Here is a 13929-nt window from a genome sequence, read left to right as displayed (position 1 = left end):
CTAATTCTCGTTATTTAAATTATATTTTGGTTTTTCGTGTTTAATACCTTTAACGGCTTCTGCAATTTCAGCAGGCATATATTCTTCATCATGCTTGGCTAAAACTTCAAAGGCCTCAATCACATCAGGCTCAACTAAAGTACCTTGTGCGACAATACCCTGACCTTCACGAAACAGATCTGGCAAAATACCATGATAGCGAATAGTTACCATCGGACCGGTATCAATAAGCTTAAACTCAACATCTAAAGAGGTTTCATCACGCTTTACTGAACCAGGTACGACCATGCCACCAATTCGTAACTTTTGACCCACGAATGGCATTTCATAGTTTTCACCCTTGCCATTTATGAGCTCTGACGGGGTATAGAACAAATTAATGTTTTCTTGTAATGCGTATAAAGTTAAGCCGATCGCCGAGCCAAGACCAAAGATAATGCCTAGCACAGCAAACATTCGCTTTTTACGTCTAGGATTCATGCTTGCGCCTCCTCTTTTGCTTTCTTAATACGCTCTTCACGCAACATTTGCGCTTTTACTTCTTTTTTTAGTTTCTTACTATCGTTAAGAGAACTAATTAGAATGCCAGCCAAAATAGCGGCACAAGAACCATATGAAAGCCACACAAAGAAGCCGTAGCCACCCATAGCTATAAAGTCACTAAAAGATTCGAACTGCATTGTTAACCTCGACTTACTAAACTGCGTACCCAAGGACGGTGCTTTTCACGCTGAAGAATTTCATTCTTTAAACGAATCAGTGAAGTCACACCCACAAAACCAGCAAAGCCTGCGATGTTGATAAATAATGGCCACAACATGCTAGGGTCAATTGCCGACGTATCAAACTTAGTGATGGTTGCACCTTGATGTAACGTGTTCCACCACTCAACTGAGAAATGAATAATAGGTAGATTAATAACTCCTACGATCGCTAAGATACAAGCCGCTTTACCCGCCACCTTTTTATCTTCAAACGCATGATAGAGCGATAAAACCCCTAGATATAAGAATAAGAGAATGAGCTCTGAAGTTAAGCGAGCGTCCCACACCCACCATGCTCCCCACATAGGCTTACCCCATGCAGCACCGGTGATGAGAGCAATTGCTGTCATTGCAGCCCCTACAGGCGCAATCGCAATTACAGCCAACTCAGCATTTCTCAACTGCCAGACGAGCGCCACAATTGCGGCAATCGCCATTGAAGAATACGCGCCCATAGACAAAATGGCTGAAGGCACATGAATAAAGATGATCCTGTAGCTGTCTTTTTGTTGGTAATCAGCTGGCGCAAACGCTAAGCCCCAGACCCAACCAACAACTAAACAGACAACGGTAATTACGGCAAAATACGGCAGTAAGGTGTTACACAACTGGTATGCACGATCTGCTTTAGCGTAGGGATGTAACCATTTCCACATGTTAACTTACACTCACTCTTAATGCTGACGATATGGCTAAAGGTGCGGCAATGCAGGCAAGTGCTAACATCGCACCCAAGATTGCAAGCTGCCCGCCATATGCCAGCGACATACTGCTGGTATCAATGGCCGAGGTTGCAAAAATTAGGACAGGAATATAAAGAGGCAAAACAAGTAAACTCATTAGAATACCTCCTTTTTGTAAGCCCACTGTTAAACCAGCGCCGATGGCACCGATAAAGCTTAACAATGGAGTTCCGATTAATAAGGTTAAAATGGTTGCACCGAGCGCCTGAGACTCAAGGTTAATCAAAAGTGCAAACATGGGTGCCATGAGAACCATAGGTAAACCCGTGATGGTCCAATGCGCAAAGACTTTCGCTAACACGCACAAAGACAATGGATAGGGTGAGGCAATCATTTGCTCTAATGAACCATCGTGATAATCATCTCTGAATAACTTATCAAGGCCTAGCATGGTAGACAGTAACGCTGCGACCCAAATAATACCTGGCGCCATGCGAGCTAATAACCCAGGCTCAGGGCCAATTGCTAAAGGGAACAAGGTAATGACGATTAGAAAAAACAATAACGGGTTTACTATTTCTGCACGTTGCCTAAATGCTAAAGTGACATCTTTGCTGTATACAGCTTTAAAAAGCTGCCAATAAGAATGATTTACTTGCATTAGTGTCGATACTCCAGCACTAAAGTTTGTAATTGTTCAAAATGCTGCGTAAGGTCTTGGTGCGTTGTTAATAAAATTGACCCGCCTTGCTCGAGGTGCTCATTAAAACGAGATTGCAACATGGCAACGCCTTTTTTATCAAGGGCAGTAAAAGGCTCATCTAAAATCCACAGCTTAGCGCTGTTAAGCCAAAGTCTAACAAGTGCAACTCGACGTTGCTGGCCTGCTGATAGTGTTCTGACAGGTACATCTTCTAGGCCCACTAAGCCTAACTTACCTAATAAGTCATAAACCTGACTTTCATCGTTATAACCGTGAACACGCAACCAATGACAGACATTTTCAAATGCGGTAAGTTGAGTGTTTACACCCGTTTTATGCCCAATGAATAATAACTCAGCAGCAAATTCATCGTAATAATCATTAATTGAACGCTGCTCGAACAGCACCTCGCCCTCTTCTGGTTGAGCAAAGCCTGACAAAATCCTCAATAAAGAGGTTTTTCCCGCACCATTTGGGCCTTCAATTTGCATAATCTTGCCAGATCCGAGTGTAAAGCTAAGCGCTTCAAATAAACAGCGTTCTTGCTTGACGCAAGTAACAGATTTAACCTCTAGCAAATTAGTATTCTCGGTGCGTAAAATTGGGCGATAGTCTACCATAATGGTATGGTAATACGAACAGAGCTTTGCGACCGATTACTGAAAATTTGATTTAAAATAATGAACGAATTGCCAATTATAAACCTGAACTCGGTCTCATCTGAGTCTATCTCAACTTTAAGCGAAGCAAATAGACGCGCTTTGCATAACTCGATTGAGCAATCCTTCTTAGCTAAAAACATTTCGATAAAATCTGATTCAATCAGTATGGACATCGAAATAAGTGGACGCTGGCAAACTGTTCGCCTTGCAATAGAGCCTCAAAGTCAAAAACTTGAATTACCAGAAGCAATTGTTAAGCTTGATGAAACGGGATTAAAATTAACATTACAAACCCCAAAACAGGGTGTACATATCAAGGCTACTGACCAATTACTCTCTCTGTTGAACTTTTTAAAGGGAGATTCAATTGGCCCAAATATAACGACACACGCTGAAATAAAAACCACACCCGCAAGTCTTCAACTTCCTAAGCTTGATGTAAATCTAGCAATCAATCCAAGTCTTGCAAAAATACTTGCCGCAGAGCCTAAATTAATTGCAAAGTTAAATGCCAATACTGCACAGGTATTACTCACGATAAGTGATCGCTTTGGAGAGCAACTGCTCAAACAACCAATCGCCAGGAATAAAATTACACAGAGCCTAACAAATAGCTTTCCTTCTATGGTTCTTAATTTTTCTGAGAAAGCGCCAAAAATTCAACACCCAGTCACCAAAGCCGCTTTATCACTCAGAAATATAGAACTGCTTTCAACAAACACCCAAGACAAAAGCTGGCGGGCTGCAACACCTACTTCCACCATGCATGGCCTTGAAATTAGCGAAAAGTCGAAACAATATGCTATTCAATTAAAGCATTCAGCTAAGTCAATGCTTACACAGGCTACAAAGTTGGAAAGGCCCACAAACGAGGCGCCTCTCAAATCGGGGTTGCATTATGACAAGCCCTTGCTGAATGTTTCATTTAAAGACGTAAAGCAAGCAGTACGAGCTGCATTACAAAATATTATTGCAGCGCCTTTTATGTTGATCGGTGAGAAAAACAGTAAAAACACTGTTTCTTCAAATGTGGATATCGCGGCTGTTGTGAAGAAATTACCTACCTTAAACAAAACACCCGCCTCTCAAACGTTCATTTACCCTGAAGCAAAAAACTTAAAATCAGAACCGATTGTGCAGCTATTTTCTCAGATCAGACAAACAATAGCTTTTACACCGCAATTTACGATTACGACACCACTCAAAGTTCCGGAGCACCTTTTAGCAACCGCGCTATTTTCTCAGGAAAATTTGAAAGCAACGCCCAAAGCGTCCATGGCATCAAGTGTAAGTGATCCAAATAAGCTTCCATCTGAGTCAATTCCCTCACTTAAGCAAGAAGCATCATTACAGCAGCCAAAAGCCAAACAGGTGAAGACTGAAATAGACTCCAACAAAGCTCAAATGGCTACGCAAGAAAGGGTTATATCTAAAGAGTCAATTCAAAGAACACCTTCAAGCAGTGAAGTTAACTCTGATAAAGGGCTAAGCTCCCCCTTTGTAGGAGATAAAAACGCAAATAAAAGTGAGCAATTACAAACACCAAAAGCTTCTACTAAAAAAATAAATACTCGCTCCACGGCTTCTACTTTATCAAACCTACAAAGTGCAGTATCGCAGCAACATAAGACAGGAAAAGAGCAAAATGATGTTAAAAATGGTGCAGCTTCAGATACTCAAAGTTCAATGCAAAACAGTATGGGGCCGGTAACACAGCAAAGTAAAATCTTTTCGAAAAATACTAATGCTATACAACAAAGTCTCAGCCCCCAACCTCAAATAATGAATGACTCAAACCAAGTTAAGCTTCCTAGCCAAAATGTAGTGTCAATCATAAAGAATCATTATGTGCTTTCAGGTAGCCTTGAGAAACTTTTGATTAAGCCATTTATATCTGAGCAACAAATAGATAAAACCGAAAAATTGGTGCCGGAAGTAAGTTCAGAGCAGATTAATAAACTCTCACGCTTTAAGGATGACAAGTCACCAGACCTTACGCGTTTGGTGCATCAAGCTTTTTCTAGAATGATAGATGAGAAACAGCACTCTTCAGCTCAAATTGCCAATGAGCTTAACTTACCAAACCCAATTGCTAGCGCAGCGACTCAAAGCAATATAAATACTAACCTACAAAGTAGTAGTTTACTGAATAACGTTGAAAAGTTGCTGCTCACATTTTTATCTGCACCAAAAGTGATGCAAAATGAAAATATCGACAGTTCAACTCAAGCGAAATTCGATGCTCTGATAAAAACCCTACAACCCAATTTTAAAGCACAGAATATCGGCCAACTTCAGCAGCAAATCCCTAATTTAAACTCATCTTTAATGAGTGAACTCGTGCAACTCAATAATAGTTTGCAACAAAATATGGCTCAGTCAGTAAACATCAACCAAAATCAAAACCAAAGTAGTGATACCCAACTATTAGTCAGTTTGTTTTTACCAACAAAGCTCCCAGACAACTGCACACAGACACATTTACAAATAGGCAATTATAAAAAACCAGCAAAAGGTAATTTACCTGATAAAACGGTTTGGTATATCCGATTAAATTTCGACTTCGCTTCGGTAGGGAAACTCTTTGTACAAGCTGAACTCATGGATAAATCACTGGAATGTCAAATAACCGGAAACTCCTCTCAGGTGTGTACAATAGCTGCGCCGCACCTTGATACTTTGAGAAGGAAATTAAGTGCTCATGGTCTTCAAGTAGGTGACATCGAGTTAACTGAAGACAGTGAAAAAGCTGATTTATTTTTTACTCAGCATGCTATTGTCAATATTCAGGTTTAGGGGAAGATAATATGGAAAAAAAATCAGCCATTGGCTTACTATATGAAGCTGGCAAGTCACCTGAAGTTGTCTGTAAAGGGTTTGGTGACTTAGCCGATGAGATCATTACCCAAGCCAAAGAAAAAGGTATTATGATCCACGAAGATGCCGAACTGGCGTCGACATTAAATCAACTTGAGATGCACCAAGAGATCCCTAAAGAGCTCTATTATGTCATCGCCGAGTTAATTGCTTTTTCTTATGTTTTAAGAGGAAAGTTTCCACCTGGCTGGGAAGGTTTTAATAAGAAGCTAAATATAAAAGCTTGAAACAAAAAGCGCCGAGTAGAGTACTCAGCGCTTAAATTTAAGATTGCTTTTGGTGCAATGAAAGAAGTAACTCTGCTTCTGCTCGAGGTATTTCACACTCTTGCATTATCTCTTCGAGACCGGCACCTAATTCAATCATTTTAACCGCTCGAGAATAAATTTTTGCGTCTGGATCATCATACTTTTGTGCAGCTTGTTGCTGAGCTAAATCTTTAGCAAAATTTTCACAAGCCAATAAACGCTTGCCTATGCTCATTAAACCCGATCTTAACTCCGCTATTTCACTGCGTAGTATCTCAGTTTGAGCATTCGATTCTTCGAGCTGTTGTTTTAAAAACTTTTGATTTTTATGATTTTGTTCTAACTTTTTTTGCAACCTAAAAACAAACCCCAGGCATATTAAAAAGAAGATGCCTGAGGTAATAGTGACTGCAATAAAAGCAAGATTTTCTTGAACGACAGCTACCACTTATATGTGACTCAATTCATCCCACTCATCATCGCTGAGTAACTTATTCAAATCAACAAGAATAAGTAGCTCACCCTCACGGTTCGAAACGCCTTGGATGAACTTAGCACTTTCTTCAGTACCAATGTTTGGTGCGCTGTCAATTTCTGAGCTGCGTAAGTAAACAACTTCAGCAACACTATCAACAAGAATACCAATGACCTGCTTTTCTGCTTCGATGATGACAATCCTAGAATTGTCTGTCACCTCTGCACTCATCAAACCAAAACGTGCGCGAGTATCAATGACCGTAACAACGTTACCACGCAGATTGATAATACCAAGAACATAGCTTGGTGCTCCAGGAACTGGGGCAATTTCAGTATAACGCAGCACTTCCTGCACTTGCATTACATTAATACCATACGTTTCGTCTTCTAACTTATAAGTTACCCATTGAAGAACTTCATCATTACTGTCGGCATTATTGTCTGCAGAAAGTAGTCTATCTTGGCTCATGGTTATACTCCATAAAGTTCTGAGTTACTGCTCTTGGCTATCTAAGCCTTGCTCTAGTAAGCGGTTTAAATTCTCTACATCAATCAAAGCACACATTTTTTCTTTAATGACGCCTGCAAGCCAAGGTCGCTTGCCACCATTTATGCGCCATTTAATGTCTTCAGGCTTTAATGTAATGTTATTAATCAAATTTTCAGCCAACAACCCCCAAGGGCTATCTCCGAGTGTAATTAAGTATTGATAATCCAGTTTCTCTTCAAGCTCTGGGGTATACTTCTCTGGCATAACCCATCTAGCAGTATCAACAACATTTAGCTTTTCTTCACGGTTAAGCATGACACCTTTAAACCACTTAGGTTTGCCGAAAAGTTGTGTCACTTCTCCTAGTTGGTGAATACCACCTAAAGACTTTAAAGGAACAGCAAGGGTTAGCCCTGCGACTTCAAAAAATAGAGCTTGAAACTCACTTTCACCATACTCTTCTTGAACACTTGTTAAACTTGGTTCAACAACAGCTTCTTCTTTGATAATAGTATTATTTTTTGTTAACTCAAGATCTTTCGATTCACCCTCTGGTATTTCGACAACCTCACGGCTTTTTAATTCCGATGTGGGCTGAGTCTCAACGATATCTGGTATAACTTTATTGACTGGTTGGCTTAACTCTGTCTCAGTAATCTCAGGTACACGCTCGAGTAATTTTGCCACTGGGGCAAGCATAGTCTCTTGAGGCTCATCTTCTTGTAATAATGCGCCAAGATACTGTTTCATTACTTTTTCATTAGCAAACAGATGTTTACTCATATACCCTCTAACTACTCTTAATTAAATACTCTAGCAGTGCTTTATACGCAAATACACCTCTAGATTTAGGACAGAACTCAACCGGCGCTTGCTGTGCCAAACTGGCATCTCGAAATTTTGTGTCGACTGGAATAACACCAGGCCACACAGACCCTTCGTAATTGGCAAGCAATGTTTTGTATGCCTCTAACGATGCCTTCGTTCGCTTATCATACATGGTTGGTACGATAGTGTAATTATATTGTTTTGCTTGAGAGCTTTGCATTAATTCCATAGTACGCATCATACGATCTAAACCTTTGAGCGCTAGGAACTCTGTTTGCACAGGAATTAACACACGTTCACTGGCTGCGAGTGCATTTACCATTAACACACCTAGTACAGGTGGGCAATCAAGAATCGCATAATCGTAGTGTTCACTTATTTTCGCGAGTGTTTTTTTCAGAATTAAGCCCATACCATTGCGGTTTCCCATGCTTCGGTCTAGCGTCGCAATCGCCATAGTTGCTGGTAAAATATCAAGGTTCTCAATGGTTGAGGGGCATAAAGCTTGGAGGATTTCCTCGCTCTCCATTGCCGTCCCTCGAGCAAAAATATCATAAACACTGACTTCTAACTCTTCAGAATCAATGCCAAAATAATAAGTCAGGGATGCGTGAGGATCTGTATCTATCAGCAAAACGCGTTTGCCTTGCTTGGCGAGAATACCGCCAAGACTCACTGTAGTTGTTGTTTTTCCAACACCACCTTTTTGATTTGCTACAGTCCAGATTTTCACGAAAAAAATACTTCCTAGTGCTTTAAGAAATAGATTAACAACCTATTTCTTTATTAATTCTTGTGGCAACATCATGTAAAGCCAAGCTTTCAGAAGATAGCCCTGCATTTGCAACAGCTTGAGGCATGCCGTAAACCACGCAGGTCTGCTCATCCTGAGCCCAGATTGTTGCGCCTGACTGTTTGAGTAAACGTGCGCCATCTCGACCATCTGCGCCCATTCCCGTCAGAACAATCGCGAGTACATCAGCTTGATAAGCTTTTGCAGCACTTGCAAAGGTGACATCAACGCAAGGCTTGTAGGTTACTCTTGCACTGTCATCCTCAAACACTCGAAGCGTTTTCATTGCACCTTTAGACTCAACCAGCATTTGCTTGCCACCTGGGGCCAAATAAGCAACACCTGGCTGTAATTTATCACCATGTTCTGCCTCTTTTACCTTTATCTTGCACAGGCTATTTAACCGTGTAGCGAAAGCAGGTGTAAAAGCTGCTGGCATATGTTGAATCAACAATATCGGATGTGGAAAGTTAGCAGGTAGCTGTGTCAGAATGGTTTGCAATGCAACAGGACCGCCTGTTGAAGTCCCTATTGCCACTATTTTGTATTGCTTTCCAGAAGCTTTGAACTGTTTAGCTGTCGTGGCTGAGTTTGATGCTGGCTGAACAGCTGTTCTTTGAAAGCTTCTATCCGGTTGAGCAACGCTTGCAGTACGAGCCGACACTGCAGGTCTACCCGAAACCTGCGGTTGAGAAGGTGCTGGCTTGCTCACAGCAGGTCGAGAATAACTGCTAATTGAGCGAGGAAGCCTTCTTCGTCCAATTTCTTTTACTTTGTTTTGTAGAGACTTAATTGCTTCTTCGCTATTTCGGGCAATGTCTTCAAACTTTTTAGGTAAAAAGTCTAATGCGCCTGCATCAAGCGCATCTAGAGTAGCACTTGCCCCTTCACGAGTTAGTGATGAAAACATTAAGATTGGAGTAGGGTTGGCCTGCATAATTTTTTTAACGGCGCTAATTCCGTCTAAAATAGGCATTTCTACATCCATAGTAATAACATCTGGACGTAATGAAGCCGCCTTTTCAACCGCTTCTTGTCCATTAACAGCAAAGTCAATTACCTTAATATCACTATCTTGCTCTAAAATTTCGCTGACTCGACGCCTAAAAAAGCTTGAATCATCTACAACTAAAACTTTTACTGCCATTGGCATACTCTATGAATTCTGAAGAACGAAAAGTGGTGCATCCGCACCACTTTACAATGTGTTACTATTTGAGGTTATTTACCTGCATAGTGTTTTAGCATATTTGGCACATCTAAAATTAATGCTATGCCACCATCAGAAGTGATTGTTGCACCAGCCATACCTGGTGTACCTTGCAATAGAGCATCTAGTGGCTTTATTACAACTTCTTCTTGGCCGATGAGAGAATCAACCACAAAGCCAACTTGTTGAGTACCTATTTGCACTATAACAACATGTCCTTCAGCTTTCTTCGTTGATCTATCAGCCCCTTTAACAAGCCAGTGCTCTAAGTAGAATAAAGGAATTGCTTTTTCACGCACAATAATCGTTAACTGGCCATCTACCACATTTGTTTTTGTTAAATCTAAATGGAAGATCTCACTCACACCAGCGAGAGGTAAAGCAAATGTTTGTTCACCAACAATAACCATTAGGGTTGGTAAAATAGCCAGTGTTAATGGAACTTTTATCTCGAGGATAGTACCCACACCGAGTTCTGATTGAATATTAACAGAGCCGTTAAGTTGAGTGATTTTCGTTTTAACAACGTCCATCCCAACGCCGCGGCCTGAAATATCTGAAATTTCTTCTTTTGTTGAGAAACCAGGTGCAAAAATCAAGTTATAAGCTTCGGTGTCAGACAACCGACTTGCTTGGTCTGAATCAATAACGCCTTTATTAATCGCAATCTTTTTCAATTTTTCAGCATCCATCCCTGCACCATCATCTTTAATGGTCAACAGAATATGGTCACCTTCTTGAGAAGCAGAGAGGGTCACTGTACCTGTACGAGGTTTACCTGATGCCTCACGAACATCTGGCATTTCAATACCATGGTCAACTGAATTTCTAACTAAGTGAACAAGCGGATCTGCAAGCGCTTCTACTAAGTTTTTATCTAAATCGGTCTCTTCACCTTCAAGAATAAGATTAATATCTTTCTTTAAACTACGAGCTAAGTCTCTAACAACACGAGGGAATCGGCCAAATACTTTCTTAATTGGCTGCATTCGTGTTTTCATTACCGCACCTTGTAGATCCGCGGTAACCACGTCAAGGTTAGATATCGCCTTACCCATAGCCTCACTGCTAGAATTATTTGCCAAACTAACGAGACGGTTTCTCACTAATACCAGTTCACCCACCATGTTCATAATTTGATCTAGGCGTTTTGTATCAACTCGTACTGTCGTCTCAGCTTGAGGTGCTGGCGGTTTTTTGGCTGAAGCTGGCGCACCTTGGGCTTTTGCAGCTGGTGCTGGTGAAGGTGCTGGCTTTGCTGGTTGAGGAGCCGGTTTGGGTTTTGCAACTGACTTAGCTGCAACGGGCTCAGGTTGATTGGCTTCAATATTCGCGGCAGGCTTGCTAGGTACAGCAGTTTCTAATGACTTTGGCGCCCCGCCTTTACCATGAAGTTCATCTAACAATGCCTCGAATTCTTCATCGTTTATTTCATCATCACTTGAAGATGGTGCTGAAGAGGATGATGAAGACGCTTGGCTAGTGCCTGTGCTTGTTTGAGCAGGTGTACTAATCGTACCAAAACTACCAACGCCATGAAGCTCATCTAAAAGGCTATCAAACTCATCGTCTGTAATATCACCATCATCTGTGCTTGAGGCAGTTGAAGGAGTTTGCTCAACTGCTGGGCCTTTACCAGCCCCATGTAGCTCATCAAGTAAGCTCTCAAATTCGTCTTCTGTTATTTCATCAATACTTTCTGAGGTAGTTTCACCAGCTACATCATCGGTATCAATATCAAAAAGAATATCATCAGCAGATAAATCAACATGTGGTGTCTCTTCAACAACAGGCTCTGGTTCTGAACTTGGAGTAGAAATTTGCTCGTCTTCTGATTCAGGCTTACTTAACTGGTGAAGTGTCTCAAGTAAAGCAGGATCTGCGGGATCAGGTTGTTCACGATTTTGAATGTGCGCGAACATTTCATTGATGGTATCTAAGGACTGAAGAATGACATCCATCAATTCAGGAGAAACAGAACGTTGCCCTTGTCTTAAAACATCGAATACATTTTCCGCACCATGACATGCGTCAACAAGCTCAGTCATGCTCAAAAAGCCCGCACCACCTTTAACGGTGTGAAAGCCTCTAAAGATTGCATTTAATAATTCTTTATCTTCAGGGTTATTCTCTAGCTCAACAAGCTGCTCAGATAACAACTCTAATATTTCACCAGCTTCAACAAGAAAGTCTTGCAATATATCTTCATCGACTTCAAAGCTCATGTACACACTCTCCTATTAGAAGCCTAAGCTCGACAATAAATCGTCGACCTCATCTTGATTGGATACGACATCTTCTCTAGATTCTGCATTCATTATCGGACCTTCAGGTCCAGATATCTCTACAGGATCAATTTCAGCAACCTGAACCCCTTCAATGTTTTCTTTTTGTTTTGATTGAGGTTCTTCTGCTGAACCAAATACAGTTAGTAAGTGGATTAAACTGTCTTCTACTTCTCTAACTAATTCGATAACACGTCGAATGACCTGACCAGTTAAGTCTTGATAATCTTGAGCCATTAAAACATTTGTCATATGCCCCTGAAGCTCATCTGTTGTTGCTTGAGAGCCTTGCATAAACTTATCTAAATCATGACAAAGAGATTTGAATTCACCAAGCTGGATATCACGTCTCATAAGTCGATCCCAAGTTGGTTTTATATCAGATAAATCGTCTGCGAGCTGCTGCGCGAGAGGCAAACTTGCTTCAACTGCATCCATCGTTTTATTGGCTGCGTTTTCTGTCATTTCCATGACGTAATTCAAACGTTCTTTAGCATCCGGTAAGGCTTCTGTCGTCAAATCAGAAATACGAGTATCAAGCTCAAAATTTTTCAATGACTCGTGTAGTTGACGAGTCAATTTACCCACTTCAGCAAAAAGTTCAGATTGCTCTTTACTTGCAGCCTCCATGATTAATTTATCTGCTTTATCTTGCTCGCCTTGCTCAAGATAAGTAACCAGTTGCTTAGCTTGCTCAAGTGTTATTTGAGGCACAGAAGGTGCTGACATCCGCCTCTCCTTCTCAGTTATTTAGGCTAAACGTTCAAACACTTTTTCTAATTTTGTTTTAAGTGTTCCAGCAGTGAATGGTTTTACAATATAACCATTTACACCAGCTTGCGCCGCAGCAACAATTTGCTCTTTTTTCGCTTCAGCTGTCACCATAAGTACTGGTATATGCTTAAGGCTGTCATCTGCACGAATAGCACGGAGAAGATCGATACCTTGCATGCCTGGCATATTCCAGTCCGTGACTACGAAGTCAAATTCTTGGTTTTGAAGCATAGGGAGAGCTGTACTGCCATCATCTGCTTCTTGTACGTTTGTAAAACCTAAGTCTCTAAGCAGGTTTTTGATTATTCTTCTCATCGTAGAAAAATCATCAACCACAAGAATTTTCATGTTTTTATCCAAAACATCCTCCAGTGAGGTTTGAACCTATTATTATTACTCTAATTGACCCAGTCATTGATTTTAGCCCTAAGCCTGATCATTGCCTGCCCATGAATTTGGCTTACTCGAGATTCACTTACTTCGAGTATTTGCCCTATTTCTTTTAAATTCATTTCATCGTTATAGTAAAGAGATAAGACAAGTGCGTCTCTTTCTGGTAACGATTGAATCGCCGTGAGCAACGATTCGTTAAAACGCTCATTTTTAACGTTATTGAACGGTTTGTCTAGCGCTAAATCATTGTTAACTGGAGTGATTACGTCTTCATCGACGCCTAAATCTTCAATTCCAATGATTTTACTCGCATTCACATCATGTAGAATATGATGGTACTCATCCAGAGGAATATCAAGTTTTTCAGCGATTTCAGTGTCTTTAGGTTCTCGACCTAAGGCGCTTTCTAGATTAGCGATGGCCTCAGCGACCATACGACTATTTTTATGAACGCTTCTTGGCGCCCAGTCTCCACGACGAATTTCATCTAGCATTGCGCCTCGAATTCTGATCCCAGCAAAAGTTTCAAAGCTTGCGCCTTTACTTGCGTCAAAATTTTTACTGGCTTCAATCAAGCCTATCATGCCTGATTGCACAAGGTCATCTAACTGAATGTTTGCAGGTAAGCGAGCCAACAAATGGCACGCCACTTTTTTGACAAGACCGGTATGACGCTCTATCACTCTATTGAGATTGTCTGTAGTTTGATAGCCCATCGCTTTACCCATCGATGACGACATAG

At 41.0% G+C, this 13929-nt stretch carries 16 protein-coding genes; 2 read left to right on the top strand and 14 right to left on the bottom strand.

Translation table 11 applies throughout. The features are described from left to right. From ccmE to ccmA, 5 genes are read right to left on the bottom strand one after another with little or no spacing between them, the layout of a single operon-like run. Positions 1-480: a cytochrome c maturation protein CcmE gene (ccmE, locus tag ACGHEH_RS16915; protein WP_390447627.1), complete on the bottom strand. Its 480-nt coding sequence runs from the start codon at positions 478-480 to the stop codon at positions 1-3. Beyond that, positions 477-680, bottom strand: a complete 204-nt coding sequence (gene ccmD / locus ACGHEH_RS16910; protein ID WP_390447624.1) for a heme exporter protein CcmD — start codon at positions 678-680, stop codon at positions 477-479. The genes ccmE and ccmD overlap by 4 nt, the downstream gene beginning before the upstream one ends. Before the next feature lie 2 nt (positions 681-682). Next, the gene (locus ACGHEH_RS16905) at positions 683-1420 is read right to left on the bottom strand and encodes a heme ABC transporter permease (RefSeq protein ID WP_390447621.1); all 738 of its coding nucleotides are present in this window, start codon (positions 1418-1420) and stop codon (positions 683-685) included. 1 nt (position 1421) lies between these two features. After that, positions 1422-2108: a heme exporter protein CcmB gene (gene ccmB, locus ACGHEH_RS16900; RefSeq protein ID WP_390447619.1), complete on the bottom strand. Its 687-nt coding sequence runs from the start codon at positions 2106-2108 to the stop codon at positions 1422-1424. After that, positions 2108-2728, bottom strand: coding sequence for a cytochrome c biogenesis heme-transporting ATPase CcmA (gene ccmA / locus ACGHEH_RS16895; RefSeq protein ID WP_138483473.1), 621 nt, complete (start codon positions 2726-2728; stop codon positions 2108-2110). Before ccmA ends, ccmB begins: the two co-directional genes overlap by 1 nt. A gap of 102 nt (positions 2729-2830) precedes the next feature. Here ccmA and ACGHEH_RS16890 point away from each other — a divergent pair, with 102 nt between their 5' ends. Beyond that, positions 2831-5608 (top strand): flagellar hook-length control protein FliK, encoded by a 2778-nt coding sequence (locus tag ACGHEH_RS16890; protein ID WP_390447617.1) that lies wholly within the window; start codon positions 2831-2833, stop codon positions 5606-5608. Between the two features lie 11 nt (positions 5609-5619). After that, positions 5620-5916: an EscU/YscU/HrcU family type III secretion system export apparatus switch protein gene (locus ACGHEH_RS16885; protein WP_390447614.1), complete on the top strand. Its 297-nt coding sequence runs from the start codon at positions 5620-5622 to the stop codon at positions 5914-5916. 37 nt (positions 5917-5953) lie between these two features. Here ACGHEH_RS16885 and ACGHEH_RS16880 read toward each other — a convergent pair whose 3' ends face one another. The 9 genes from ACGHEH_RS16880 to ACGHEH_RS16840 form a co-directional block, all read right to left on the bottom strand. Then, positions 5954-6385, bottom strand: a complete 432-nt coding sequence (locus ACGHEH_RS16880) for a DUF2802 domain-containing protein (RefSeq protein ID WP_390447611.1) — start codon at positions 6383-6385, stop codon at positions 5954-5956. Next, positions 6386-6883 carry a chemotaxis protein CheW gene (locus ACGHEH_RS16875; RefSeq protein ID WP_138483340.1) on the bottom strand — a complete coding sequence of 166 codons (498 nt, stop codon included), beginning with the start codon at positions 6881-6883 and terminating at the stop codon, positions 6386-6388. It abuts the gene before it with no gap. Positions 6884-6907: 24 nt separating this feature from the next. Beyond that, the gene (locus ACGHEH_RS16870; RefSeq protein WP_390447607.1) at positions 6908-7687 is read right to left on the bottom strand and encodes a chemotaxis protein CheW; all 780 of its coding nucleotides are present in this window, start codon (positions 7685-7687) and stop codon (positions 6908-6910) included. A gap of 7 nt (positions 7688-7694) precedes the next feature. Next, positions 7695-8465: a ParA family protein gene (locus ACGHEH_RS16865; protein WP_390447605.1), complete on the bottom strand. Its 771-nt coding sequence runs from the start codon at positions 8463-8465 to the stop codon at positions 7695-7697. A 34-nt stretch (positions 8466-8499) separates the two neighbouring features. Then, positions 8500-9672: a chemotaxis response regulator protein-glutamate methylesterase gene (locus tag ACGHEH_RS16860; RefSeq protein WP_390447602.1), complete on the bottom strand. Its 1173-nt coding sequence runs from the start codon at positions 9670-9672 to the stop codon at positions 8500-8502. Between the two features lie 74 nt (positions 9673-9746). Next, on the bottom strand, positions 9747-11960 hold the full coding sequence (locus tag ACGHEH_RS16855; protein ID WP_390447600.1) for a chemotaxis protein CheW: 2214 nt from the start codon (positions 11958-11960) through the stop codon (positions 9747-9749). Positions 11961-11975: 15 nt separating this feature from the next. Further along, the gene (locus ACGHEH_RS16850) at positions 11976-12749 is read right to left on the bottom strand and encodes a protein phosphatase CheZ (protein WP_390447597.1); all 774 of its coding nucleotides are present in this window, start codon (positions 12747-12749) and stop codon (positions 11976-11978) included. A gap of 21 nt (positions 12750-12770) precedes the next feature. Then, the gene (gene cheY / locus ACGHEH_RS16845; protein WP_390447594.1) at positions 12771-13154 is read right to left on the bottom strand and encodes a chemotaxis response regulator CheY; all 384 of its coding nucleotides are present in this window, start codon (positions 13152-13154) and stop codon (positions 12771-12773) included. 38 nt (positions 13155-13192) lie between these two features. Further along, positions 13193-13903, bottom strand: coding sequence for an RNA polymerase sigma factor FliA (locus tag ACGHEH_RS16840; RefSeq protein WP_390447842.1), 711 nt, complete (start codon positions 13901-13903; stop codon positions 13193-13195). Positions 13904-13929: the final 26 nt, after the last annotated feature.

Origin of the sequence: Pseudoalteromonas sp. MTN2-4, assembly GCF_042848605.1 — a bacterium.
Classification (GTDB): domain Bacteria; phylum Pseudomonadota; class Gammaproteobacteria; order Enterobacterales; family Alteromonadaceae; genus Pseudoalteromonas.
The sequence above is the reverse complement of the archived record's forward strand: the minus strand, read 5'-3'. Positions and strand labels throughout refer to the sequence as shown.